Annotated in this window: 20 protein-coding genes; 12 read left to right on the top strand and 8 right to left on the bottom strand. The window is 67.5% G+C overall.

The window, feature by feature from the left end:
- Positions 1 to 298 precede the first annotated feature (298 nt).
- On the top strand, positions 299 to 1,267 hold the full coding sequence (locus AC3WVS_RS30330; RefSeq protein ID WP_492321598.1) for a DUF3047 domain-containing protein: 969 nt from the start codon (positions 299 to 301) through the stop codon (positions 1,265 to 1,267).
- A gap of 16 nt (positions 1,268 to 1,283) precedes the next feature.
- On the opposite strand, the gene AC3WVS_RS30325 is transcribed toward AC3WVS_RS30330, so the two are convergent.
- Together AC3WVS_RS30325 and AC3WVS_RS30320 are read right to left on the bottom strand one after the other, a co-directional pair.
- A complete protein-coding gene (locus AC3WVS_RS30325; protein ID WP_492321597.1) occupies positions 1,284 to 2,309 on the bottom strand; it encodes a DUF2891 domain-containing protein in 1,026 nt (341 codons plus the stop codon).
- Positions 2,310 to 2,360: 51 nt separating this feature from the next.
- Positions 2,361 to 3,554: a M20 aminoacylase family protein gene (locus AC3WVS_RS30320; RefSeq protein WP_492321596.1), complete on the bottom strand. Its 1,194-nt coding sequence runs from the start codon at positions 3,552 to 3,554 to the stop codon at positions 2,361 to 2,363.
- 335 nt (positions 3,555 to 3,889) lie between these two features.
- Between AC3WVS_RS30320 and AC3WVS_RS30315 the strand changes: the two genes are divergently transcribed.
- The 5 genes from AC3WVS_RS30315 to AC3WVS_RS30295 all read left to right on the top strand — a co-directional run bounded on the left by AC3WVS_RS30315 (position 3,890) and on the right by AC3WVS_RS30295 (position 9,615).
- Complete coding sequence (locus AC3WVS_RS30315) at positions 3,890 to 5,476, top strand: ABC transporter substrate-binding protein (protein WP_492321595.1); 1,587 nt, start codon at positions 3,890 to 3,892, stop codon at positions 5,474 to 5,476.
- A gap of 155 nt (positions 5,477 to 5,631) precedes the next feature.
- Positions 5,632 to 6,609: an ABC transporter permease gene (locus AC3WVS_RS30310; RefSeq protein WP_492321594.1), complete on the top strand. Its 978-nt coding sequence runs from the start codon at positions 5,632 to 5,634 to the stop codon at positions 6,607 to 6,609.
- A gap of 3 nt (positions 6,610 to 6,612) precedes the next feature.
- Positions 6,613 to 7,545: an ABC transporter permease gene (locus AC3WVS_RS30305; RefSeq protein WP_492321593.1), complete on the top strand. Its 933-nt coding sequence runs from the start codon at positions 6,613 to 6,615 to the stop codon at positions 7,543 to 7,545.
- Positions 7,546 to 7,558: 13 nt separating this feature from the next.
- Positions 7,559 to 8,557: an ABC transporter ATP-binding protein gene (locus tag AC3WVS_RS30300; RefSeq protein WP_010814791.1), complete on the top strand. Its 999-nt coding sequence runs from the start codon at positions 7,559 to 7,561 to the stop codon at positions 8,555 to 8,557.
- A gap of 26 nt (positions 8,558 to 8,583) precedes the next feature.
- Positions 8,584 to 9,615 (top strand): ABC transporter ATP-binding protein, encoded by a 1,032-nt coding sequence (locus tag AC3WVS_RS30295; protein ID WP_167686585.1) that lies wholly within the window; start codon positions 8,584 to 8,586, stop codon positions 9,613 to 9,615.
- 47 nt (positions 9,616 to 9,662) lie between these two features.
- Here the strand turns inward: AC3WVS_RS30295 and AC3WVS_RS30290 are convergent, their stop codons facing one another.
- Positions 9,663 to 10,865 carry an ABC transporter substrate-binding protein gene (locus tag AC3WVS_RS30290; RefSeq protein ID WP_492321592.1) on the bottom strand — a complete coding sequence of 401 codons (1,203 nt, stop codon included), beginning with the start codon at positions 10,863 to 10,865 and terminating at the stop codon, positions 9,663 to 9,665.
- Between the two features lie 290 nt (positions 10,866 to 11,155).
- On the opposite strand from AC3WVS_RS30290, the gene AC3WVS_RS30285 reads away from it, so the two are divergent.
- Both AC3WVS_RS30285 and AC3WVS_RS30280 read left to right on the top strand, forming a co-directional pair.
- Positions 11,156 to 13,264: a molybdopterin-containing oxidoreductase family protein gene (locus tag AC3WVS_RS30285; RefSeq protein ID WP_492321591.1), complete on the top strand. Its 2,109-nt coding sequence runs from the start codon at positions 11,156 to 11,158 to the stop codon at positions 13,262 to 13,264.
- Positions 13,261 to 14,394, top strand: coding sequence for an aminopeptidase (locus AC3WVS_RS30280; RefSeq protein WP_492321590.1), 1,134 nt, complete (start codon positions 13,261 to 13,263; stop codon positions 14,392 to 14,394). The genes AC3WVS_RS30285 and AC3WVS_RS30280 overlap by 4 nt, the downstream gene beginning before the upstream one ends.
- A gap of 13 nt (positions 14,395 to 14,407) precedes the next feature.
- Here the strand turns inward: AC3WVS_RS30280 and AC3WVS_RS30275 are convergent, their stop codons facing one another.
- Positions 14,408 to 17,716, bottom strand: a complete 3,309-nt coding sequence (locus tag AC3WVS_RS30275; protein ID WP_492321589.1) for an acetyl-CoA carboxylase family protein — start codon at positions 17,714 to 17,716, stop codon at positions 14,408 to 14,410.
- 213 nt (positions 17,717 to 17,929) lie between these two features.
- Here AC3WVS_RS30275 and AC3WVS_RS30270 point away from each other — a divergent pair, with 213 nt between their 5' ends.
- Together AC3WVS_RS30270 and AC3WVS_RS30265 are read left to right on the top strand one after the other, a co-directional pair.
- Entirely contained in the window at positions 17,930 to 18,592 is a 663-nt protein-coding gene (locus tag AC3WVS_RS30270) for a TetR/AcrR family transcriptional regulator (protein ID WP_492321588.1), read from the top strand.
- 188 nt (positions 18,593 to 18,780) lie between these two features.
- The gene (locus tag AC3WVS_RS30265; RefSeq protein ID WP_492321587.1) at positions 18,781 to 20,463 is read left to right on the top strand and encodes a long-chain fatty acid--CoA ligase; all 1,683 of its coding nucleotides are present in this window, start codon (positions 18,781 to 18,783) and stop codon (positions 20,461 to 20,463) included.
- A gap of 72 nt (positions 20,464 to 20,535) precedes the next feature.
- Here AC3WVS_RS30265 and AC3WVS_RS30260 read toward each other — a convergent pair whose 3' ends face one another.
- From AC3WVS_RS30260 to AC3WVS_RS30245, 4 genes are all read right to left on the bottom strand, one after another.
- The gene (locus AC3WVS_RS30260) at positions 20,536 to 20,982 is read right to left on the bottom strand and encodes a hypothetical protein (RefSeq protein WP_492321586.1); all 447 of its coding nucleotides are present in this window, start codon (positions 20,980 to 20,982) and stop codon (positions 20,536 to 20,538) included.
- Positions 20,979 to 21,482 (bottom strand): MarR family winged helix-turn-helix transcriptional regulator, encoded by a 504-nt coding sequence (locus AC3WVS_RS30255; RefSeq protein ID WP_492321585.1) that lies wholly within the window; start codon positions 21,480 to 21,482, stop codon positions 20,979 to 20,981. The genes AC3WVS_RS30260 and AC3WVS_RS30255 overlap by 4 nt, the downstream gene beginning before the upstream one ends.
- A gap of 130 nt (positions 21,483 to 21,612) precedes the next feature.
- Positions 21,613 to 22,614, bottom strand: coding sequence for a Bug family tripartite tricarboxylate transporter substrate binding protein (locus tag AC3WVS_RS30250; protein WP_492321584.1), 1,002 nt, complete (start codon positions 22,612 to 22,614; stop codon positions 21,613 to 21,615).
- 174 nt (positions 22,615 to 22,788) lie between these two features.
- Positions 22,789 to 23,928 carry a porin gene (locus tag AC3WVS_RS30245; protein WP_492321583.1) on the bottom strand — a complete coding sequence of 380 codons (1,140 nt, stop codon included), beginning with the start codon at positions 23,926 to 23,928 and terminating at the stop codon, positions 22,789 to 22,791.
- 338 nt (positions 23,929 to 24,266) lie between these two features.
- On the opposite strand from AC3WVS_RS30245, the gene coq7 reads away from it, so the two are divergent.
- Entirely contained in the window at positions 24,267 to 24,890 is a 624-nt protein-coding gene (coq7, locus tag AC3WVS_RS30240) for a 2-polyprenyl-3-methyl-6-methoxy-1,4-benzoquinone monooxygenase (RefSeq protein ID WP_492321582.1), read from the top strand.
- A 418-nt stretch (positions 24,891 to 25,308) separates the two neighbouring features.
- The gene (gene mraZ / locus AC3WVS_RS30235) at positions 25,309 to 25,737 is read left to right on the top strand and encodes a division/cell wall cluster transcriptional repressor MraZ (protein WP_010814778.1); all 429 of its coding nucleotides are present in this window, start codon (positions 25,309 to 25,311) and stop codon (positions 25,735 to 25,737) included.
- Position 25,738 lies beyond the last annotated feature (1 nt).

Genomic DNA, 25,738 nt, shown 5'->3' with positions numbered 1-25,738 from the left:
AAGTAGGTCATCGCCAGGCTCTTATACTGCAGAACCCCCAGCCCCAAAAGGCTGGGGGTTTTTGCTTTGGCGCGGCGCAAACGCCCGGGGGCCGGCGCAGGCACGCATGTCCTCGTTGTTTTCATGCCGCATCGCGGGTCGCCGAGCATTCCGGGACTGTCCGCCTTCTGCTATGGTCGACACCCAAGTGCCCACATGCGGCACGAAGGCGGTTGCAACGCGTGTTTGCAGCAAGTAGTGAGCAATAGCCGGACCCTTGCCAACAGAGCAGGTCCGGATTCGGGTTTCGAGGGGTTACATGACGGCCAAGGTGTTTCGGCTGGTTTTGACTGGCGCCGCCGGCGCGCTGCTGCTGGCAGGATGCGCATCCACTCCCCCTGTTTCCACGGTTCCCCCGGGTGACACGGCCACTATGGCCGACACTTCCGCGATCGATTGCCAGGCATTCGCCAGGCGCATGGCCGGGTACGCGGCAGCGCAGACGGACCCGGCGGTGACTGCGGTGTCGTCGCCCGATCCGCTGGCTGCCGCCGATCCGCTGGCTGCCGCCAACACCAGTGCGGCCGAAGCCGAGGCGGGCGACGACGGCGAAGCCGCCGATGCCGCGCCGCCGCTGACCCTGGCCACGCTGCCGTTGTTCTCGGTGTCACCGCATCGCGACCAGTTGCCGATCGGCTGGCAGCCTTGGACCATCAACCGCAACAAGACGCCCACCCGTTATTCGATGGCAGAGGTCGACCAGCGCGTGGTCGTCCATGCGCAGGCCGAGAGTTCGGCCTCCGGCCTGTATGTCCCGCTGCGCGATCGCGATGCCGGCATGCTGCGCTGGACCTGGAAGACCAGCGGCATTATCCGCAACGCCGACAACAGCCACGGCCCGCGCGAGGATTCGCCGTTGCGCCTGTTCGTCGCCTTCGACGGCGACAAGGGTGCACTGCCCTTGAAAGACCAGCTGATGTACGAGATGGCGCGGCTGACTACCGGCCGCGAAATGCCCTACGCCACGCTGATGTACATCTGGGGCGGACGGCGCGCGGAAGGCTCGTTGGTGAGGAATCCGCACACCGACCGGGTACGCATGATCGTGGTGGATAGCGGCATGAAGCACGCCAATGAGTGGCGTTGCCATGAGCGCGACCTGCGCGCCGACTACCGCAAGGCCTTCGGGACCGACCCCGGCCCGGTCATCGCCGTGGGCATCATGACCGATACCGACAACACCAAGAGCAAGGCCGAGTCCTGGTACGGCGACATCGCGCTGGACTGAAGCCCCCGCGGCGCCTTCAGCCGCCGATAGGCTCGGCCAGCGCGAGCACCGCGAACGAGGCCAGCCAGTGCGTGGACACATACTCGCCCTCGACCGCCTGCGGCAGCGATGCCTCGAGATGATCGGACCATGCCCGGATGGCCAGCGGCCGCAGCGGCTCGGGCAGGGCGGGCTCCAGCATGCGCCAGCACCAGGCGCGCGAAAGGTTGAGCCCGTCCAGGTGCGAGGTCTTGGGGTCGCTGCGATTGGTCACTTCCACCGGCGTCAGCCAGTTGGCCAGTTCCGCCTGCCCCGGCACGAACAAATCCCACCATTCTGAAAACGCGCAGCCGTCCATCACGGCGTGCATCAGCACGGCTTCGGTCAGCCCGCCGGACAGGAATTCATCGCCGCCGGGCTCATATCGCGCCGGGTATTTCTGATCATGTCCGAACCAGCGGTGGGCGCGCCGCACGATGGCGCGCCGCAAGGTGAAGTCCTGGTGTGCGCGCGCATAGGCCATGGCCATCACCAGGGCGAAGGCGCTGTTGTAATGGGTGCCGGTGCGCACCGGGAATACCGCTGCATCCAGGAAATCCGCCAGTTGCCGTGACAGGTGCGATGCCAGCGGCGCGCATGCCTCGGCCCAGGTGGCTGCCTGGGCGTCCTGCCGCGCCAGCGCCAGCAACTCCGCCTGCAGTTTCAGCATCCAGCCCCAGCCATAGGGGCGTTCGAAGGTGCGCGAAAGGGGCTGCTGGAAGTAGGCCAGTTCGACCGCGATGTGCTCTGGACGCAGTTGGGCGTCCAGCGTTGCGCGGATGCGGGGCGCCTCCTCCAGGTCCGGCGACAGCGCCAGCAGCCGCGCCAGCAACCAGTGCATGTGCACGCTGGAGTGCCAGTCGTAGCTGCCGCAGAAGACCGGATGCCAGGCCGACGGTTCGGCCAGGTCACCGGCACTGGCCATCATGTGGTCCAGCTTGTACGGATAGCGGCGCAGGATATTGTCCAGCGCCACGCGCGCGAAGCTGCGCGCTGTCTCGCGATCCAGCGCCAGGCGGCCCATCGCGGATGCTCCCCAGTTTTTTATCGTTGTGCTGTGCTCAGGTACGTAACGTCACGCAGGCGCCAGCCACTTTTCCACCAGCCGCACGAAGAACGTCGAGCCGACCGGCAGCAGTTCGTCGTTGAAATCGTAGCTCGGGTTGTGCAGCATGCAGGGCCCGATGCCATGGCCGGCGTCGCGATGGCCGCCGTCGCCGTTGCCCAGGAACAGGTAGCAGCCCGGCTTGTGCTGCAGCATGAACGAGAAGTCCTCGGCGCCCATGGTGGGCTCGATATTGCTGTCGACGTTGTCCGCACCGACCAGTTCCGCGGCGACCGTGGCCGCAAAGCCGGTCTCGGCCTCGCTGTTGATGGTCGGCGGATAGTTGCGGTGGAATTCGTATCCGATGGTGCAGTCGAATGCCGCCGCCACCGCGCGCGCCACTTCTTCCATGCGCCGTTCGATCAGGTCCAGCACCGGCACCGTGAACGTGCGCACCGTGCCGCCGATCCAGGCCTGGTCCGGCACGATATTGGTGGCGTCGCCTGCGTGGAACTGCGTGACCGAGATCACCGCGGTATCGATCGGGCGCTTGTTGCGCGTGATGATGCCCTGCAGCGCCGACACGATCTGCGCAGCGGTGAAGACCGGGTCGTTGCCGTTGTTGGGCATGGCCGCATGCGCACCCTTGCCGCGCACCACGATGCGGAACTCGTTGCTCGATGCCATCAGCGGGCCCGCGCGCGTGCCGAACGAGCCGACCGGCATGCCCGGCCAGTTGTGCACGCCGAACACCGCGTCGCACGGAAAGCGCTCGAACAGCCCGTCCTTGATCATTTCGCGGGCGCCGCCGCCGCCTTCCTCGGCCGGCTGGAAAATCAGGTGCACGGTGCCGTCGAAGGGCTTATGCTGCGCCAGGTAGCGCGCCGCGCCGAGCAGCATGGCGGTGTGGCCGTCGTGGCCGCAGGCGTGCATCTTGCCGGTGTGCTGCGAGCGGTGATCAAAGGTGTTCGCTTCCTGCAGCGGCAGCGCGTCCATGTCGGCGCGCAGGCCGATGGTGCGCGGGCTGTTGCCGTTGCGGATCACGCCCACCAGGCCTGTGGTGCCCAGGCCGCGATGCACTTCGATGCCCCACGATTCCAGGTTCTGCGCGACCACGTCGGCAGTGCGCTGTTCTTCGAAGCAGAGTTCCGGGTGGGCGTGGATGTCGCGCCGGATCGCGCGGATTTCGGCTTGTGCCTGCAGGATTTCGGGGATGAGCTTCATGATGCCTGGCTGCCCTGGACGTTAGGGGCGTTAGCGTTGGATACCCCGATCATACGATGCCTCTCCGCAAAGCGCCAAAATGCGGCGATTTCCTGCGCGCTTGCCAGGTTGGCGCAGTGCAATATGCCAGCGCGGGTGGGTTTCCCCGCATTGCCGCGACATGCGCACTGCTGGAACAGTTCATGCTTGAAGTGCCCGGCCGGCAAATTCGTCGCTTTGTGATGCGCAACCGCACCCCAAACCGCACCAAAACGCAGCGCCGCCGCGTGACCCGCGGCGCGGCGCATTGCCGATCCTAAAACGTCTGCTTCACTTCCTACAGGGAGAATTGCGCGATGTCCCTTCGCACTTTCAAGAAGGCAATTGGTGTGGTGGCGGTAGCCGGGGCCCTTGGCCTGGCGCTCGCCGGCACCGCCCAGGCCGCGGACCTCAAACTGGCCATGAGTTCGCCGCCAACCTCGATGGATCCGCACTTCTACAACCTGTTCTCCAACATCAACGTCTCCGAGCATATCTTTGACTCGCTGACCAAGATGGACCCGGACAGCCGCATCATCCCGGGCCTGGCCGAGTCGTGGAAGCTGGTCAACAACCTCACCTGGGAATTCAAGATCCGCAAGGGCGTGAAGTTCCACGACGGCTCCGAGCTGACCGCCGAAGACGTGATCTGGTCGCTGGACCGCCCGGCCACCATCCAGAACAGCCCGGGCAAGTTCGATGTCTACACCAAGGCGATCGTCAACAAGAAGATCATCGACAAGCACACCATCCAGCTGACCACCAGCCAGCCTTATCCGCTGATGCTGAACGACCTCACGTCGATCTTCATCGTGCAGAAGAAGGCGACGCAGGGGCTGAGCTCGGATGACTTCGCGCAGGGCAAGGGCATGGTCGGCACCGGGCCGTTCAAGTTCGTCAGCTATGCCCGCGACGACCGGGTCGAGCTGGTGCGCAACAACGACTACTGGGGCGCCAAGCCGGCCTGGGACAAGGTCACGCTGCGCTTCATCCCCAATCCGGCGACGCGCCTGGCGGCGCTGCTGTCGGGCGACGTGCAGGCGATCGAGAACGTGCCCACGCCTGACCTGCCCAAGGTGCGCCAGGATCCCAAGCTGTCGTTCTTCTCCAAGATCTCGCACCGCGTGATCTACCTGTATTTCGATGCCAAGCGCGACAAGTCGCCCTATGTCACGACGAAGGAAGGCGCACCGCTGGACAAGAACCCGCTGAAGGACGCGCGCGTGCGCAATGCCATCAGCATGGCGATCAACCGGCAGGGCATCAAGGACCGACTGATGGAAGGCCTGTCCGAGCCGACCAACAACCTGGTGCCGCCGACGCTGTTCGGCTACAACCCCAACCTGAAGACGGTCAAGTACGACCCCGAGGCCGCCAAGAAGCTGCTGGCCGAGGCCGGCTTCCCGAACGGCTTCGGCGTGACGCTGCACACGCCCAACAACCGCTACGTCAACGACGAGAAGATCGCGCAGACCATTGCGCAGAACCTGACCCGGATCGGCATCGCCACCAAGGTCGAAGGCATGCCGATGGCGACGTACTCGTCCAAGGGCATCAAGCACGAGTGGTCGTTCGGGCTGCTGGGATGGGGCGCGCAGACCGGCGAGGTCAGCTCGCCGCTGCGCGCGCTGCTGGCGTGCGAGGACAGCAAGAAGGGCTTCGGCACCACCAACTGGGGCGAGTACTGCAACCCCAAGATGGACGTGGTGCTGGAGAAGGCGCTGTCCACCGTGGACGACAACGAGCGCTCCAAGCTGCTGCAGGAGGCCACCGCGATCGCGATCAACGATGGCGGTATCATCCCGATCCACCAGCAGGTGACCACCTGGGCCACGCAAAAGGGCATCGTCTACGTGCCGCGTACCGACGAGCGCACCTACGCGCATAACTTCAAGCCCCAGTAAGCTCCGGTCAGCCCAGACAACAGGAGCCTCGGCCGGCGGATGGTCTGCTGGCCGAGTTTGCGGTGCCGCGCATGGCTGCCGCGCCACACCCGGGAGCGCCACGGCGCGGCCCGGGCGTGGCGTGCATTCGCGCGCGAAAGGAAAGTGGTTCGAACATGCTGGTCTTTATCATCCGGCGCCTGATGCAGAGCGTGGTCGTGCTCTTCGTCATGTCGCTGCTGGTTTTCCTCGGCGTCTTTGCCATCGGCAATCCCGTCGACATCCTGATCAACCCGCAGGCCGACCAGGAGGACATCAAGCGCACCATCGCGGCGCTGGGCCTGGACAAGCCGCTGTGGGAGCAGTACTGGGTGTTCCTGCAGAATGCGCTGCAAGGCAACCTGGGCACCTCGTTCGCGCACGGCACGCCGGCGCTCAAGCTGATCTTCGAGCGCATGCCCGCCACCATGGAGCTGGCCATCTGCGCGATCCTGCTGGCGATCGTGCTGGGCATCCCGCTGGGCCTGTGGGCCGGGCTGCGGCCCAAGGGCATGGCCGGCAAGTCGATCATGGCGGTGTCGATCCTGGGCTTCTCGCTGCCCACCTTCTGGGTCGGGCTGATGCTGATCATGGTGTTCGCGGTGCAGCTCGGCTGGCTGCCCTCCAACGGGCGCGGCGAGACCGTGCGCGTGCTCGGCATCCCGCTCAGCTTCCTGACTGCCGACGGCATCCGCCACCTGATCCTGCCGGCGGTAACGCTGTCGCTCCTGAATATCGCCATGGTGATCCGGCTCACGCGCGCCGGCACGCAGGAGGCGATGATGCAGGACTACGTCAAGTTCGCGCGCGCCAAGGGCCTGTCGAACACGCGCATTGTCGGCGTGCATGTGCTGAAGAACATCCTGATCCCGATCGTCACGGTGATCGCGCTGCAGTTCGGCTCGATCATCGCGTTTGCGATCGTGACCGAGACCATCTTCGCCTGGCCCGGCATGGGCAAGCTCATCATCGACTCGATCCAGCTGCTGGACCGGCCGGTGATCGTCGCCTACCTGATGGTGATCGTGACGCTGTTCATCCTGATCAACCTGGTGGTGGACATCATCTACAGCATGCTCGATCCGCGCGTGCGCATTGCCGACAACAAGGGCTGAGCCATGAGTGCCGTATCTGTAGAACAAGAGGACAAGACCCCGCCGCCCGCCGCGGCGCGCGAACAGTCGCCGTGGCGGCGCTTTGCCGCGGAGTTCTTCTCCAGCAAGATTGCCGTGGCCGGACTGGCCACGCTGGTCATCATCATCCTGATCGCCATCTTCGCGCCGTGGCTGGCGCCGCAGAACCCCTATGACCTGGCCACGCTGGACGTGCTCGACGCGCGCCTGGCGCCGGGCGAGCAGGCCGGCACCGGCATGACCTTCCTGCTGGGTTCGGACGAGCAGGGCCGCGACATCCTGTCGGCGGTGATGTACGGCCTGCGCATCAGCATCGGCGTGGGCGTGGTCAGCACCGTGATCGCGCTGCTGCTGGGCGCCACGCTCGGCCTGCTGGCCGGCTTCCTGGGCGGGCGCACCGAGGCCTTCATCATGCGCGTGGCCGACCTGCAGCTGTCGTTCCCGCCGATCCTGCTGGCGCTGATCCTGCTGGCCTTCCTGCGCCCGGGCCTGGGCAATATCGTGATCGCGCTGGTGGCGGTGCAGTGGGCCTACTACGCCCGCACCACGCGCAGCGCCGCGCTGGTGGAGCGCCGCAAGGAATATATCGAGGCCGCCACCTGCCTGGGCCTGCCGCCGATGCGCATCATGTTCCGCCACCTGCTGCCCAACTGCCTGCCGCCGCTGATCGTGATCGCGGCGCTGCAGGTGGCCTCGGCGATCACGCTGGAAGCGACGCTGTCCTTCCTCGGGCTGGGCGTGCCGGTCACCGAGCCCTCGCTGGGATCGCTGATCTCCAACGGGCAGCAGTACATGCTGTCGGGCAAGTACTGGATCAGCTTCTTCCCGGGCATCGCGCTGGTGGTCACCATCGTGGCGATGAACCTGGTGGCCGACCAGCTGCGCGATGTCCTCAACCCGCGCCTGCAGACGCAATAACCAGGAGCGGAACATGGCACAACCGACGTTGGTGGTTGAACACCTGAAGACGCAATTCCACACGCGCGGCGGCATCGCCAAGGCCGTCGACGACGTGTCCTTTACCGTGGGCCGCGGCGAGATCATGGGGCTGGTGGGCGAGTCCGGCTCGGGCAAGTCCATGACCGGCTATTCGATCATGGGCCTGATCGACCCGCCCGGGAAGATCGTCGACGGCCGCATCGCGCTGACCAGCCGCGACGGCATCACCCGCGACCTGCGCGCGCTCACGCCCGCGCAGCAGCGCGACGTGCGCGGCAACCGCATCGCGATGATCTTCCAGGACCCGATGATGACGCTGAACCCGGTCCTGCGCATCGACACGCAGATGATCGAGGCGGTCCTGGCGCATGAAAAGGTGGGCAAGGCGGTGGCGCGCGAACGCGCGCGCAATGCGCTCGCGCGGGTCGGCATCCCGTCGCCGGACGAGCGCCTGCAGGCCTATCCGCACCAGTTCTCGGGCGGCATGCGCCAGCGCGTGGCGATCGCGATCGCGCTGTTGAACAAGCCCGACCTGATCATTGCCGACGAACCGACCACCGCGCTGGACGTCACCATCCAGGGCCAGATCCTGTACGAGATGCAGACCCTGTGCCGCGAATCGGGTACGGCGCTGATCTGGATCACGCACGACCTGTCGGTGGTGGCGGGGCTGGCCGATACCGTGTGCGTGATGTACGCCGGCAAGATCGTCGAGGCCGGCGACGTGCGCCAGGTGCTGGAACACCCCGAACACCCCTACACCCACGGGCTGATCAGCTCGGCGCCGTCGCGCAATCCGCGCGGCACGCCGCTGCGGCAGATCCCGGGCATGACGCCGTCGCTGCTGAACCTGCCGGGCGGCTGTGCGTTCCGCGAACGCTGTCCCTACGCCACCGCTGCCTGCAAGACCGAGCCGCCGCTGGAGACCGCCGCCGACGGCCGCCGCCTGCGCTGCTTCCATCCGGTGCTGGCCAACCAGGAGGCAGCATGAGCGCAACTGAACTGCAATCCCGACCGATGACGAATCCTGCAGCGGAAGAGGGGGGCACGCCGAGCGCGCCGATCCTGGAGCTGCGCGGCGTGTCCAAGCGCTTCGTCAAGTCGCTCGACACCGCCGCGCGCATCGCCAACCTGTTCGGCGCCCATGCGCACGACGAGGTGGTGCACGCGGTCGACCGCGTCGACCTGAGCATCCGCGCCGGCGAAGTGGTGGGCCTGGTCGGCGAGTCCGGCTGCGGCAAGTCCACGCTCGGGCGCATGGCCGTGGGCCTGCACTCGCTGACCGAGGGCGAGCGCCTGTGGCGCGGCATCAACCTGGACCACCTGCCGCCCGACAAGCGCCGCGAGAAGCAGCTGGCAATCCAGATGATCTTCCAGGACCCGTACGCCTCGCTCAATCCGCGGCTGCGCGTGCTGGATATCGTGGGCGAGGCGCCGGTGGTGCACGGCATGGTCGAGCGCGGCGCGCAGAAGGGCTATGTGGAAGACATGCTGGTGCGCGTGGGCATGGACCCGACCGTGCTGCGGCGCTTTCCGCACCAGTTTTCCGGCGGGCAGCGCGCGCGCATCGGCATTGCCCGGGCGCTGGCGGTGAAGCCCGAGTTCCTGGTGTGCGACGAGTCGGTGGCGGCGCTGGACGTGTCGATCCAGGCCCAGGTGCTGAACCTGTTCATGCGCCTGCGTGAAGACCTGAACCTGACCTACCTGTTCATCAGCCATGACCTGGGCGTGGTCAAGCACATCAGCGACCGCGTGGTGATCATGTACCTGGGGCGGGTGGTGGAATCCGCGCCGACAGAAGACGTGTTCGCCGCGCCCAACCATCCCTATACCCAGGCCCTGCTGGCCGAGGCGCCCAAGCTGGAGGTGGCCCGCAAGACCTATGTGGCGATCCGCGGCGAGATCCCGTCGCCGCTGAACCCGCCGCCAGGCTGCCATTTCCACCCGCGCTGCCCGCATGCGATGCCGCGTTGCCGGGAAGAGCAGCCGCTGCTGAAGGAGATTGCGCCGATGCGGTTCTCGGCGTGTCACCTGAACGACATGGAGTAGGGCCTGGTTTTCTCCTCCCTGCGCGAGGGAGGAGAAAACCTTGAGTCTCAGCGGATCACCTGCCCCTTCGAATTGATGATCGTCATCTCCACGAACTTCGAGCCCACGTGATTCTCCGGCGTGAAGTTGACGATAAACCCGCCGAGGTCATAGCTGCGCATTGACTCGAGGGCGGTCACCAGCTTTTCGCGCGTCAGGTCCTTGCCCGCGCGGCGCAGGCCCTCGGTGAACGCCTTGGCGGCGATAAAGCCTTCGATGCTGGCGTAGTCGAATTCACTGGGCTTGCCGGCGGCCTGCAGCAGGCGCAGGTACTCCCGCACGATCGGCAGCGTGGCGTTGCCCGGGTGCGGCATCACCTGCGAGATGATCACGCCGCTGCCCTGCGCGCCGACCTCGTTGGCCAGCGCCTGCGTGCCGACGAAGGAGACGTTGTAGAACTGGCCGTTGTAGCCGCGGCGCAGCGCTTCCTTCACGAAGGCGCCGGCGGTGCGGTAGGCACTGATCATCACCACGGCGTCGGGCCTGGCCTTCATCGAACCCTGGATGGCGTCGCCGATTTCCGTGGTGTTGCGGACCACGGGTTCGCGCGCGACGATCTGCACGCCGCTGTCGGGCGCGGCCTTGAGCGCGCGCTCCAGACCATCCAGTCCGGCCTTGCCGTAGGCGTCCTCGTTGTAGACCACGGCCACGCGCCTGAGCCCGGTGGTCTGGATCTGGCGCAGGATGGCCGCGGTTTCCTCGTTGTAGCCGGCGCGCACATGGAAGACGTAGCGGCTGCGCGGCTCGCGCAGCGACTGCGCCCCGGTGTACGGGCCAAAGAACGGCACCCTGGCCTGGATTGCCAGCGGCAGCGCGGCCTGGCTGGTGGGCGTGCCGACATAGCCGAAGAGGGCGAAGACGCGGTCTTCCTCGATCAGCTTCCTGGTGTTCCTGGCGGCGGGCTCGGGTTCGTAGTAGTCGTCTAGCGCCTCCAACCGGATCTTGCGGCCGTGGATGCCGCCCTGCTGGTTGATATGGTCGAAATACAGCCGTGCGCCCGAGTTCATCTGCTTGCCGAGCACGGCGGTCGGGCCGGTCAGCGCGGCGGACTGGCCCAGCAGGATGGTGTCGGCGGTGACGCCGTTTTCGGATGTGGCGGGGATGCCCGCCGTGTTGGCCGCGAAGGCAGCGCAGGATGCGCCACCCGTGCCGATGGCGCACGCCACCAGCAGGCCGGCAAGCCGGCCATTGACCCCGGATCGGAACGACATAAACCCCCCGCGAAATGTGGTTCGATTACCCGTTTGCCGCGTCGGCCGGTCTCTCGCCGGCGAATTGCTCACGTCGTGCGGCATGGTGCGCGTACCGGTCTGTGCCGGCAGCGCGCCGGCACATCATAATCGAATACAATCGGATCGAGATACTCCCCGCCATCCCCCCGCACGGCCGGGAAAGCGCCGCCCGCCGGCGCGGCTCGGGCGCCGCTACCAGCGCGCCTGCGCCGGCATCTCCAGTTCCGTACGACCGAACGAAAAAACAACACACCCCGCCCGGAGACCCCATGGCTTCCCGCATCGTCCGCGCCGCCTGCCCGCATGACTGCCCCGACACTTGTGCTTTGCTCGTCACCGTCGAGGACGGCCGTGCCGTCAAGGTAGCGGGCGATCCCGACCATCCCGGCACGCAGGGCGTGCTGTGCACCAAGGTGTCGCGCTACACCGAGCGCACCTACCACCCGGACCGGCTGCTGACACCGATGAAGCGCATCGGCAGGAAGGGCGAAGGGAAGTTCGCGCCGATCTCCTGGGACGAGGCGCTCGACACCATCGCCACCCGCCTGCAGGCGATCGCGGCGCGCGATCCGCAGGCGATCGTGCCGTACAGCTACGCCGGCACCATGGGGCTGGTGCAGGGCGAGAGCATGGCCGCGCGCTTCTTCAACAAGCTGGGCGCGTCGCGGCTGGACCGCACCATCTGCGCCAGCGCCGGCGCCACCGCGCTGCGCTACACCTACGGCGCCAGCGTGGGCATGGACATGGAGCACGTGGTCGATGCCAGGCTGGTGATCATCTGGGGCGGCAACCCGATTGCCTCCAACCTGCATTTCTGGACCCGCGCGCAGGAAGCCAAGCGGCGCGGCGCCACGCTGGTCGCGATCGACCCGTACCGCTCGCTGAGCGCCGAGAAGTGCCTCCGCCATATCGCGCCGATGCCCGGCACCGACGGCGCGCTGGCGCTGGCGCTGATCCATGTGCTGATCCGCGACGACCTGCTCGACCACGACTACATCGAACGCCACACCGTCGGCTTCGAGGCGCTGCGCGAGCGCGCGCAGGCCTACACCCCGGCACGCGCGGCCGAGATCTGCGCCATCCCGGCCGAGGACATCGAATGGCTGGCCGGCCTCTACGGCCAGCTGGCGGTGCGCGAGCGTCAGCCGGTGGCGATCCGCCTGAACTACGGCATGCAGCGCGTGCACGGCGGCGGCCAGGCGGTGCGCGCGGTGGCGTGCCTGCCGTCGCTGGTGGGCGCCTGGCGCCAGCCCGCGGGCGGGCTGCAGCTGTCGACCTCGGGCTTCTTCCCGATCAACGAAGCCGCCCTGCAGCGCCCCGACCTGCTGCCTGGCTGGCCGCAGCAGCTGCCGCGCATCGTCAACATGAGCACCATCGGCGACGCGCTGCTGGCCGAGCCGGCGCCCGGCGCGCCGCGCATCGAGGCCGTGGTGGTCTACAACAGCAACCCGGTCGCGGTGGCGCCGGAATCCGGCAAGGTCGCCGCGGGCTTCGCTCGCGAGGACCTGTTCACGGTGGTGCTGGAGCACTTCCGCACCGACACCGCCGACTATGCCGACATCCTGCTGCCGGCGACCACGCAGCTTGAGCACACCGACGTGCACAAGGCCTACGGCCACACCTATTTCCTGGCCAACAACGCCGCCATCGCGCCGATGGGCGAGGCCCTGCCCAATACCGAGATCTTCCGCCGGCTGGCGCAGCGCCTGGGCTTCACTGAAGCGTGCTTTGCCGACAGCGACGAGGCCATCGCCGCGCAGGCCATCATTCCGGGCGATGCGCGCGCGGCCGGCATCAGCTGGGAATCATTGAAGGAGCAGGGCTGGCAGAAGCTGGCGCTGCCGGCGGCGCCGTTCGCCGAGGGTGGCTTCCCGACCGTATCGGGCAAGTGCCAGTTCTATTCGGAGCCGATGGCGCGCGACGGCCTCGACCCGCTGCCTGACTACGTGCCGCAGTACGAGGCGCCGCTGACCGCGCCCGAACTTGCGGCGCGCTATCCGCTGGCGATGATCTCGCCGCCGGCGCGCAACTTCCTCAACAGCTCCTTCGTCAACGTCGACAGCCTGCGCGCCACCGAGGGCGAGCCGCACCTGGACATCCACCCGGCTGACGCCGCCGAGCGCGGCATCGTGCACGGCGCCATGGTGCGCGTCTTCAACGACCGCGGCAGCATGGTGGCGCGCGCCCGCGTCACCGACCGCGCCCGGCGCGGGCTGGTGGTGGGCCTGTCGATCTGGTGGAAGAAGCTGGCTTCGGACGGCAAGAACGCCAATGAGCTGACCAGCCAGCGCCTGACCGACCTGGGCCGCGCGCCGGTGTTCTATGACTGCCTGGTGCAGGTCGAGGCCTGCACGGAAGGGGCAGTCCGGCCGGCATGACGCCGCAGCCTGGCCGCCGGCGCTGGGCGGCACTCCTGGCGGCGACCGGCCTCACCGCGGTGGTCCTGGTGACGGCCGGGTGTGAGGCCGTCGGCTACTACGCGCAGTCGATCGGCGGCCACTTGGGCGTGATGGCCCAGGCACAACCGCTGACCGACGCCATCGCCAGCGCGCGCGACGCCAACGATGCGCGCCTGGCGCAGCGGCTGGCGCTGGCCGGCCGCATGCGCGACTTCGCCTCGCGCGAACTGAAGCTGCCCGAGAACGGCAGCTACCGCCGCTACGCCAACCTGCACCGGCCCTATGTGGTGTGGAGCGTGTTCGCCACGCCCGAGCTGTCGATGGACCTGCGCAAGTGGTGCTTCCCCATCGTCGGCTGCATCAGCTACCGCGGCTACTACGCCCAGTCCGATGCCGAGCAGTATGCGCAGGGATTGCGCCGCGACGGGTTTGAGACGTACGTGGCTGGCATCCCCGCCTATTCGACGCTGGGCTATTTCGACGACCCGCTGCTCAATACCTTCGTCTATCTGCCCGAGGGCGAACTGGCGCGGCTGATCTTCCACGAACTGGCGCACCAGGTGGTGTACGTGCGCAACGACACCGCCTTCAACGAGTCCTTCGCCACCGCGGTGGAAGCCGCGGGCGTGGAGCGCTGGCTGGCCGAGGATGCGTCGGAGGACGCGCGCGCCAGCTATCGGCAGTACGATGCCCGGCGCCAGCAGTTCCGCGCGCTGTTGCTGGGCACGCGCGACCGGCTGGTGGCGCTGTACCAGACCCCGCTCGATGACGGCGCCAAGCGAGAGGGCAAGGCCAAAATCTTCGCCGACCTGCGCACCGAGTACGCGCGGCTGCGCACGGAGTGGGGCGGCTTCAGCGGCTATGACCGCTGGTTCGACCAGCCGCTGACCAACGCCCACCTGGCCGCGGTGGCCACCTACCAGCAGTGGGTGCCGGCCTTCACCGCGTTGCTGGCGCAGTGCAACGGCGACTGGCAGCGCTTCTATGACGAGGCCGCCCGTATCGGCGCGCTGCCCGCCGCCGAGCGCGAGGCCGCGCTGCAGCGGCTGGTGCCGCCGGCCACGCGCACCGGCACGCTGACCGCGGGCGGCAAGACCGCGGCCAACTAAGCTGACGCGCCGCTTACCAGGTATCGATGAAACGTCTCGGTGCGTTGGCCAGGCGGCCGAGGCTCCCCGGCGGCACCGAGGCCAGCCCGCGCAGCAGCCAGCGCCGCGTGTCGGCAGGGTCGATCACCGCATCGATCTCCAGGTGGCTGGCCATGTTGAGCGCGCGGCCGCGCTGGTAGGCGCCGTCGACCATGCGCGCGAACAACGCCGCGCGCTCGTCGGGGTCGGCCACGGCCTCCAGCTCCTTGCGAAAGCCCAGCCGGATCGAGCCCTCGATGCCCATTGCGCCGAACTCGCCGCTGGGCCAGGCCGCGGTGAAGAAGGGCGCGGCAAAGCTGCCGCCGGCCATGGCCTGCGCGCCCAGCCCGTAGCCCTTGCGCAGCACCACCGTGAAGAACGGCACGCGCAGCGCGCCAGCGGTGACAAAGAGGCGCGACACGTGCCGCACCGTGGCGGTTTTCTCGGCCTGCGGCCCGACCATGAAGCCCGGGGTGTCGCACAGCGACACCATCGGCAGCCCGTGCGCGTCGCACAGCTGCATGAAGCGCGCGGCCTTGTCGGCGGCGGCGCTGTCGATGGCGCCGCCGAGGTGGCGCGGGTTGTTGGCGATGCAGCCGAAGGCGCGGCCTTCGATGCGGATCAGTGCGGTGATGATGCCGGTGCCGAACGCCGCGCGCAGCTCCAGCACCGAGCCGCTGTCCGCCATGGCGGCGATCACCGCGCGCATGTCGTAGCTGCGCAGGCGGTTCTCGGGGATGGCGTGGCGCAGGTGGCGCGGGTCATCCGCCTGCCAGTCATGGACGTCGCCCTGGAAGTAGGACAGGTAGCGTTGCGCGGCATCGACCGCGGCCGCTTCGTCATCGACCAGCACGTCGATCACGCCGTTGGGCCCCTGCACGCTGACCGGGCCCACTTCCTCGGGCGCGAACACGCCCAGCCCGCCGCCTTCAATCATGGCCGGCCCGCCCATGCCGATGGTGGCGCTGCGCGTGGCGATGATGACGTCGGCGCAGCCCAGCAGCGCGGCGTTGCCGGCAAAGCAGCGGCCGGACACGATGCCCACCAGCGGCACCTGGCCCGACAGCCGCGCGAACTGGATGAACGAGGTGCAGTCCAGCCCGGCCACCACCGGCATGTCGGTATCGCCCGGCCGGCCGCCGCCGCCCTCGGCAAACAGCACCACCGGCACCTGCCACTGGCGCGCCAGCGCCAGCATCCGGTCCAGCTTCTTGTGGCCATAGAAGCCCTGCGTGCCGGCCAGCACGGTGTAGTCGTAGGCCAGCACCATGCAGCGCGCATCGGCACCGGGAAAGCGCGCCGCGTTGACGGTGCCGATACCGGTGACGATGCCGTCGGCGGGCGTGGCGCTGACCAGGTCCTCGACGCTGCGGCGCTGCCGTTGCGCGGCGATGGCGAGCGCGCCGTACTCGATGAAGGAGTTGTCGTCGCACAGCTGGGCGATGTTCTCGCGCGCCGTGCGGCCACCCTGGGCGTGGCGCCTGGTGACGGCCTGGGCGCGTGCGGCGTCGTGGCCAAGGGCGTGGCGCTCCAGCGTTTCGCGAAGGTCCGCGCGCACATGGCCGAGGTCGGCCGCTGCGGCGGTCTCGGCGGCATGGCCGGCATCGTCGCCGGGCGCCAGCACGATCACCGCGGCCCCGGCGCGCAGCGTGGCACCTGCAACGGCCAGCACGCGCAGCACCGTGCCGGCGGCGGGCGCCTCCAGCGGATGCTCCATCTTCATCGCTTCGATGATGGCCAGCGGCTGGCCGCGCCTGACCGTGTCGCCTTCGCACACGTGGATGGCGGCGAGCGCGCCGTCCATGGGCGCCGGCACGGCGATGGCGTCGTCGGGGAGGTCGGCCAGCGCCTGGTCCGCATCGGCCAGCGCGCCGTCGGCGAGGGCGGGCGGCGCGTGCAGCACCGGGTGGTCGGCCTCGGCAGTCGCCAGTGCAGCCAGCGCCTGGTCCAGGTACTGCGTGTGCACGGCATTGCGGCGCACGTCGTCCAGCTGCAGCAGGTCCTGCAGCAAGCGGCGGTTGGTATCGATGCCTTCGATGCGGAACTCGCACAGCGCGCGGTAGGCGACCGCCAGCGCACGCGCGTAGTCGCCCCCGGGTTCGTGCACGATCAGCTTGGCCAGCAGCGAATCGAAGCGCGGATTCGCCGTCATGCCGGCAAAGCCCGCGCTGTCCACGCGCACGCCTGGCCCATTGGGCGGCTCGAACGCCGTCAGCGTGCCGCTGGCCGGGCGCAGCTGGCCCTGCGCGTCGAGGTGCTCGGCATTGATGCGCAACTGCACCGCGATGCCGCGCGGCGCGGGTGCCTGCTCCAGGCCCAGGTCGGCCAGGCGTGCGCCGGCGGCGATGGCCAGCTGGGTTTGCACGAGGTCGACGCCGGTCACCATCTCGGTCACCGTGTGCTCGACCTGCAGGCGCGGGTTGGCCTCCATGAACCAGAACGATGGGCCGCCAGCGCCGCCGTCTGCCACCAGGAATTCGAACGTGCCGATGCCGCGATAGGCGGCGGCGCGCGCCAGTGTGGCGGCGGCATCGGCCAGCCTTGCGCGCAGTGCGTCATCCAATGACGGGCTGGGGGCGATCTCCACCAGCTTCTGGTGGCGGCGCTGCAGGCTGCATTCGCGCTCGCCCAGCGTCAGCACGCGGCCCTCGGCGTCTGCAACCACCTGGATCTCGATATGGCGCGGTGCGGCGACGATGCGCTCCACATAGACCGCGCCATTGCCGAATGCGCCGCTCGCTTCCGAGACGCAGCGTGCATAGGCCTCGTCGATCGCGGCAGCGCGATGCACGGCGCGCATGCCGCGCCCGCCGCCGCCGGCGAGCGCCTTGATCATCATGCCCGCTTGCCCGTCGGGGCTGGCGAAGAAGGCCCGCGCCTGCTCCAGCGAGGTCGGGCCAGCGGTGCCGGGCACGACCGGCACGCCATGCTCGCGCGCCAGCGCGCGGGCGCGGGCCTTGTCGCCGAACAGGCGCAGCACGTCGGGCGCAGGACCGGCGAAGACCAGCCCGGCGTCCAGGCAGGCCTGCGCAAAGTCGGCGTTCTCGGACAGGAAGCCGTAACCGGGGTGCACCATGCCGCAGCCCGCCCGCCGCGCGGCGTCCACCACGGCGGCAATGTCGAGGTAGGCGCGCGGACCAGTGCCGGGCAGCGCCACCGCAGTGTCGGTCTTGCGCACGTGCAGCGCGTCGCGGTCGTCTTCGCTGTACAGCGCGACGCTGGGGATGCCCATGGCCGCGGCGGCCCGCGCGATCCGGATGGCGATTTCGCCGCGATTGGCGATCAGGAGCTTGTGGGTCGTCATGATGCGGGAGCGTTGATGGCGTCTGTTGTGCAGGGCGCAGTGCGGGTATGTACTCGTTGGTACATTTATTTACCGTTGGGTAAGATTCTGGGGTGATCGGGTATTCGCGTCAATCGGGCCGTTTTCCCTTTTCCCTTTGGCGCCGCAGACCGCGGCGCCAGGCAAGGGCTCGACAGGACTGGCGTAGCGAGCCCGCCATGCGAGAATTGCATCATGTCGATTGCACCCAGATCCGCACCGCTGAACCCGCCGTTGAGCACCCTGCCAGAGCCGCAGCCGGCCCGCCCGCATATTGCCGAGCGCCAGGAGGCCCGCCGCCGCCAGATCCTCGATACCGCCGCGCAGCTCTTCTACAGCAAGGGCTATCCCGGCATGACCATGAACGACCTGTGCCGCGCGCTGGGCGTGACCAAGCCGGCGGTCTACTACTACTTTACTGACAAGTACGAGATCTTCGACATCCTGTGCCGCGAGTCGGCCCAGACCTGCCTGCCCGTGATCCGCGAGACCGCGGACCCGGCGCTGCCGGTGCGCGAGCGCCTGCAGGCGTGCCTGCTCGAGATGGCGCGGCGCTGCGTCGCCTGCCATGTGCCGGCCACGCTGAGCTTTCGCGACAACCAGTACCTGCGCCCTGACACCGTGGCGTGGCTCGACAGCATGGCGCGGGACTTCTATCGCGATCTCTATGCGCTGCTGGAAGAGGGCAAGCGCGATGGCGTGTTCGCCTTCGGCGACGCACGCGTGACGGCCCATGCGATCGGCAGCGTGGTGGGGTTCCTCTACACCTGGCATGAACCCGGCCGCATGGACCCGGAGACGCTGGCGCAGGAGCTTGCCGCCAGCATGATGAAACTGGCGCTGCCCAGCGGCGGCTGAGTGCGGATTTGCCTCACTAGGGGTTATCCCCCTACTTGCGCCCGATCGGTGGCGCATAATGCCCGTCAGGGGCACCAAGGCCTGTCCGGTGGCCCTGAGGACTTCGTCTAAGTTGTTGTTTTAACCGGGGCGCACGTTTAGCATCTCGGCAAAATCGAACGACCATTCAGAAATCAGGAGACGGTGCTATGGAAAGAATTTGGCTGAAACACTACCCGGCCGGCGTCCCCGCCGAGATCGATGCCAGCCAGTTCCGCTCGCTTGCCGCGCTGCTCGAGGCGTCTTTCCGCACCTATGCCGACCGCAAGGCCTTCATCTGCATGGACAAGGCCATCACCTACGGCGAACTGGACCAGCTCTCGACGCACTTTGCCGCCTGGCTGCAGTCGCGCGGGCTGCGTCCCGGCGCACGGGTGGCGATCATGATGCCGAACGTGCTGCAGTACCCGGTGGTGCTGGCGGCGGTGCTGCGCGCGGGCTTCGTGGTGGTCAACGTCAACCCGCTCTACACCCCGCGCGAGCTCGAGCACCAGCTCAAGGACAGCGGCGCCGAGGCCATCGTGATCCTGGAGAACTTTGCCTCCACGCTGCAGCAGGTGCTGGCCAAGACCCCGGTCAAGCACGTGGTGGTGGCCAGCATGGGCGACATGCTGGGCGGGCTGAAGGGAGCGATCGTCAATTTCGTGGTGCGCAACGTCAAGAAGATGGTGCCGGCGTGGGAGCTGCCCACCTGCGTGCGCTTCAACAGCGTGCTGGCCGAAGGCCGCAAGCTGACGCTGCAGCCGGCCACCACCGGCCCGGATGACATCGCCTTCCTGCAGTACACGGGCGGCACTACCGGCATCTCCAAGGGGGCGGTGCTGCTGCACCGTAACGTGGTGGCCAACGTGCTGCAGTCCGAGGCGTGGATGCAGCCGGCGCTGAACAAGGGCGCACATATCGACCAGCCCATCACCATCACCGCGCTGCCGCTGTACCACATCTTTGCGCTGACGGTCTGCTGCCTGCTGGGCATGCGCAGCGGCGGCACCAGCGTGCTGATCCCGAATCCGCGCGACATCCCGGGCTTCATCAAGGAACTGCAGAAGTACAAGTTCAACATGTTCCCGGCCGTCAACACGCTGTACAACGCACTGATCAACAATCCGGAAATCAGCAAGGTCGATTTCTCCGGCCTGCGCGTGGCCAACGGCGGCGGCATGGCGGTGCAGGAGGCGGTGGCCAAGCAGTGGCTGGCCAAGACCGGCTGCCCGATCATCGAAGGCTATGGCCTGTCCGAGACCTCGCCCTCGGCCACCTGCAACCCGACCGACACCAATGTGTTCTCCGGCACCATCGGCATGCCGCTGCCGTCGACCGAAGTGGTGATCCGCGACGATGACGGCAAGGACGTGCCGCTCGGCCAGCCGGGCGAGATCTGCATCCGCGGCCCGCAGGTGATGGCCGGCTACTGGAACCGCCCGGACGAGACCGCCAAGGTCATGACCCCGGACGGCTTCTTCAAGACCGGCGACATCGGCGTGATGGACGAGCGCGGCTACACCAAGATCGTCGACCGCAAGAAGGACATGATCCTGGTGTCGGGCTTCAACGTGTATCCGAACGAAGTCGAAGGCGTGGTGGCCGAGTGCCCGGGCGTGCTGGAGGTGGCGGCCGTGGGCGTGCCTGACACGCACTCGGGCGAGGTGGTCAAGCTGTTCGTGGTGAAGAAGGATCCGGGGCTGACCGAGGCCGATGTGATCGAGTTCTGCAAGGAGCGCCTGACCGGCTACAAGCGGCCCAAGTACGTCGAGTTCCGCACCGAGCTGCCCAAGACCAACGTCGGCAAGATCCTGCGCCGCGAACTGCGCGACAGCCGCAAGGCCGCCTGAGCGGCCGCCGCTGCCAACGACAACGGCCTCCCGAGTGGAGGCCGTTGTGCTTTCAGGCTGCGCCGCGGCGGTTCAGCACTCGTTCGATGGCGCCAGGCGGGGTTCCTGGCTGCCGTCGGGGTAGATCACCCGCACGCACGCGCCAGGCTCCAGCCCTGGCACCGCCGGCGCGTTGGCCGACACGATCGCGCCATCCATGGTTCGCACCTTGTACTGGAACAGGTCCACCTGCTGCACCGGCGCGGGCTTGTTGAACAGCCGGCTCAGGTCGAAGGCAAAGCCCACGCCCACCCCGCCACCCCCGCCGCCACCCGCGGCGCCCACGCCGACGCTGGTGCCGCCGCCGTAGTACGGGGGCACCTGGGCCACGTCCAGGCGAGTCAGGAACGTCCTCTCGGTGACACGGCCAAGCTTGATGGTGGCGTTCACCGGCGTGACCTGCGGCGGCTGCGGCGTGCTGCTGCAGGCAGCCAGCACCGGCAGCAGGCCGCACAGGGTAAGGAGGGCAAGCGGTTTCATGGCGAGATCAGGCCGGTCTTGAGCCGGCCAAGCAGTCGGAACAGGGCGCGCCGGTCGGTCTCGGCCAGGCCGGAGAACAGTTGCCCGATCCAGTCCTCATGCGCGCGCGCCATGCGCGAGAACGCGGCGCGCCCGGCCGGGGTCAGGCGGATCAGGTAGGCCCGGCGGTCAGCGGGCAGGGCCTCGCGCGAGACCAGGCCTTCCTGCTGCAGCTGGTCGGTGATGCCGGTGACGTTGCCGCCGGTCACCATCATGCGGCGCGACAGCTCGCCCATCTTCAGGCCTTCCGGATGGCGGTCGAGCTGTGCCATCAGGTCGAAGCGCGGCAGCGTGCAGGCAAAATCCTGGCGCAGCCGCGAACGGATATCGCTCTCGATCAGGGTGGTGCAGGTCAACAGCCGCAACCACAGCCGCAGGGCTTCGTGCTCGGTCTGGTCGGCACGGGTTTCAAGGTCGACCGGCCCGCTTTCGGCGCCGGCGGCAGGGGAGGGGTTTGGCATCTTCAGTGCATCGGTGCGCAGGTGTGCGGCCGCAGCCGCCAGGGGCCGCCCACGAGGCGGGCAGCCAACATTTGATGCCTCAAGTATATGCGCGATACGCGCCGCCGCCCTGCCGGCGATCAAATCGGCGTCAATCCACTTTGGCGCCGGAATCCTTGACCACCTTGGCCCACTTGGCGGTCTCGGCGCGGATGAATGTGGCGAACTGCTCCGGCGTATTGCCGACAGGCTCGGCGCCCTGCGCCTGCAGGCGTTCGCGCACGGCCGGGGCGTTCAGCGCCTTGGCCACTTCCTGCTGGATGCGGTGGATGACGTCAGGCGGCGTGCCGGCCGGCGCCAGCATGCCGAACCAGGAGCTGGCTTCATACTGCGGCAGGCCCGCGGCCTGGGCGATGGTCGGCACGCCCGGCAACGCCGGCGACGGCCTGGCGCTGGTCACCGCCAGCGCCTTGAGCTTGCCGCTCTTGATCAGCGCCATCGACGACGGCAGGTTGTCGAACATCACCTGCATGGTGCCCCCGGCCAGGTCCGTCAGCGCCGGCCCGCTGCCCTTGTACGGGAAGTGGACCATATAGGTCCTGGTCTGCGTCTTGAACAGCTCCCCGGCCAGGTGGATCGAGGTGCCGTTGCCGCTGGAGGCCATGTTGATCTTGCCGGGGTTGGCGCGCGCGTAAGTGATCAGGTCTTTGACGCTGTCGATCTTGTTCTGCTGTGCAAACGCCGGGTTCAGCACCAGCACGTTGGGCACGGCCGCCACCTCGGTGACCGGGGCGAAGTCCTTGATCGGATCGAACGGCAGCTTGCCGTACAGCGACTGGTTGATGCCATGGGTGCCCACGGTGCCCATCAGCAGCGTGTAGCCGTCCGGCGCGGCCTTGGCGACGATGTCCGCGCCGATATTGCCGCCGGCACCGGGTTTGTTGTCGACCACCACGTTCCAGCCCGGCAGCCTGGCCAGCTCTGCGGCCACGGCGCGGGCCAGGATGTCGGTGGTGCCGCCGGCGGCAAAGGGCACCACCAGCCGGATCGGCTTGGCCGGGTACGGGTCGGCGGCCAGCGCCGGCTGGCTGGCGAACGCGGCAAGGCTGGCGGACAGCAGCAGCACGACGACGCGCCGGCGAGTGGGTTGCATGGGTGGTCTCCTGGTGTGGCCCGCTCCCGGTGTCCTGGGGGCGGCTATGGTCAGTGCATTCTAGTCGGCACCCGCAGTGGCGCCGATGAGGTAATGCCCTATGGGGCCGCAGCGCCGCGCCAATGGAAAAAGGCACCCGAAGGTGCCTTTCAATCTCAGTCTTGCGACTGGCGATCAGAACTTGTGGCGGATGCCGATGGCGGCGCCAATCATCTTGTCTTCGCCGGTACCCAGGAAGTAACCATTGGCGAAGCTGATTGCCGAGGTGTCGAAGTTCAGGCCGGCGTTCTTCGAGAAAGCCGTGGTCAGGTACACGTCGGTGCGCTTGGACAGGTTGTAGTCGGCCACGAACGAGATCTGCCAGGGGTTCTTGATGTTGTTGGTGGTGTTGACGGTGGCAGCGGCCGGGTTGAAGTTCTTGACGTCGTCGTAGTAGTACGCGAGCGTCAGGCCCAGTGCCGGCGTGACCTGGTAGTTGGCGCCGACCCAGTAGTAGTTGTCCTTCAGGATCGTATTGTCGTTCACATGCTTGCTCATGCCCCAGCGATAGCCAGCCATCAGCTTGGCCGGACCGAAGGCATAGCTGGCAGCGACTGCGGCCTTCTTGAATTCGCCGGTGCCGCCGGCGGCGTTCAGGGTCGGGTTGTACTGGTCATAGGCGCCGCTGATGCCGAACGGGCCGGCTGCCCACGACACGCCGGCACCGTAGCCGGTGTCGCGGCGGAACTGGCCGGCGACTTCGCCACCGCCTGCAACGCCGTTGCCGAACGACCAGTGCGCGACCGCGGTCACCGGGCCGAACTTGCCGGTGTACTTGGCAGTGTTGTCCGAGCGGAAGTTCAGGCCCAGTTGAGCGACCACCGGCTCGTACTGGGTGGCATAGCCGGTCGGCGAGAAGTTGGCCATCATGTCGAACAGCGAGGTGTACTGGCGACCGAAGGTCACGCGGCCCACCTGGGCGCTTTCCAGGCCGACATAAGCCTGACGACCGAACAGGCGGCCGCCTTGCTGCGAGCGCCCGTCATCCAGGCCGAAACCGCTTTCCATCACGAACAGTGCCTTCAGGCCGCTGCCCAGGTCCTCAACGCCGCGCAGACCCCAACGCGAACCGGACAGGCCGCCGGACGACATGCGGAAGAGGTTCTCCGACGGGCCGGTCGCAAATCCGTTGGCCGCCGACGGCGTGACGCTCGACATATTGCTCACGTACTCGATGTTGGCATCCACCACACCGTAGAGCGTGACGCTCGATTGGGCCTGCGCCGCCCCAGCAAATGCGCCAAGCGCTGCCAGCGCCAGAAGCGATTTCTTCATGCTCGTTGATCTCCACTGTAAGAATTATTGGTGACGGCCCGGGAGAACCTCCTGTTGGTCTCCATCCCCCGTGCGTCAAACTTCCTTGGAAGTTGCGAAGTACTGTAACAAACAACCCTTAATTCACTACTCAGGCCAATCCCCCTTGTCTTCTTTTAACAACTCAGGGTTTCTGAGTAGCCGGGCGCATCAATGCAAGGCGGGATGCGGGTTGGCGCCGATTAGAGGCAAGCTACAATGCGGGTAATCCCGATGGCCCCCTGCGCGAACCGCAGCCGCAGCTGTGCACCCCACGATCGCTGGGACTGCCGGGAACGAAGACCAACTGCCTCTGCGACATGGACACCCTGATCAAAGAATTCGACGTGGCATTGCGCGCCATTGCCGGCGCTACGCGCACCGCGCGCGCCAACCCGGCCGACCGGTTGGCGCCGGACACCGAACAGATGAGCGCCGATGAACGCCGCCACGTGGCCGGGCTGATGCGCATCAACCATGTCGGCGAGGTCTGCGCGCAGGCCCTGTACCAGGCCCAGAAGCTCACCGCGCACGACGGCGCGGTGCGCGCGCAGATGGATGCCGCGGCGCGCGAAGAGGAAGACCACCTGGCCTGGTGCGCCGAGCGCCTGCGCGAGCTGGGCTCGCGCCCGAGCCTGCTCAACCCGTTGTGGTACGCCGGCGCCTTCGCCATCGGCTGGATGGCCGGCCGCGCCGGCGACCGCGTCAGCCTGGGCTTTGTCGCCGAGACCGAGCGCCAGGTCGAGCACCACCTGGGCGGGCACCTGGACCGCCTGCCCGAGGCCGACGGCCGCTCGCGCGCCATCCTCGAGCAGATGCGCGACGATGAGATCCGCCACGGCGATGCCGCGCGCGATGCCGGCGGGATCCCGTTGCCCGCCCCGGTGCGGGCGCTGATGCGCGGCGCCTCGCGCGTGATGACCACCGCCGCCTACCGGATCTGAGCCGGCCCTGCCTGCCCCCCGCCGGCCCTGGTTCCGGCGGGGCTGGCGGGCAATTGTTGTATCCTTCCTTCGCGCAACGGGGCAGGTCTTTCCCGTGCCGCCGGCAGTTCCTCCGCAAGTGGTTCTCAGGTGGTTTCTCGGCTTTCCTCCCTAAGATCTTCATTTCATTAAGGATTCACTTTTTCGGTGCGTGAGGTGTGCGCGCTAAGTCATTGTTCTGATTCAAAAAAACTCGTTTGCTGCCCTGCAACCAGCCTTGACCCGCCATATCGCTTCCTCTAAAGTGGGAAATAGTGTGAGGAAGTGTATTTTTGTGTGAAATTGGGCCCCGGCCGTGGGATGATGTCGCCATAGTCGGAACAGAAGGGATTCACGCGCATGCTGGCCGACTACCGGCCGGCATGGACCGGGAGCAAGCTTGTTTCAGGGAGCATCGGCACTCTCGCTGGATGCCAAGGGGCGGATGTCCATTCCGTCCCGGCACCGCGAGGCGCTGCAACAGCAGGCCGAGGGCCGGGTGACGCTGACCAAGCACCCGGATGGCTGCCTGTTGCTGTTTCCCCGGCCCGAGTGGGAAACCTTCCGCACGCGCATTGCAGCGCTGCCGATGGATGCGCACTGGTGGAAGCGCATCTTCCTGGGCAACGCCGCCGACGTGGAAATGGACGGCGCGGGCCGGGTGCTGATCGCCCCGGAGCTGCGCAGTGCCGCCATGCTCGACAAAGAAGTCATGCTGCTCGGCATGGGCAGCCATTTCGAAGTGTGGGATGCCGCGACCTACGCCGCCAAGGAACAGCAGGCGATGGCGCAGGGCATGCCCGAAGCATTGAAGAATTTCTCTTTCTGAC

Source organism: Cupriavidus sp. CPT47-8839-RL05A (assembly GCF_058792255.1).
The sequence above is the reverse complement of the archived record's forward strand: the minus strand, read 5'-3'. Positions and strand labels throughout refer to the sequence as shown.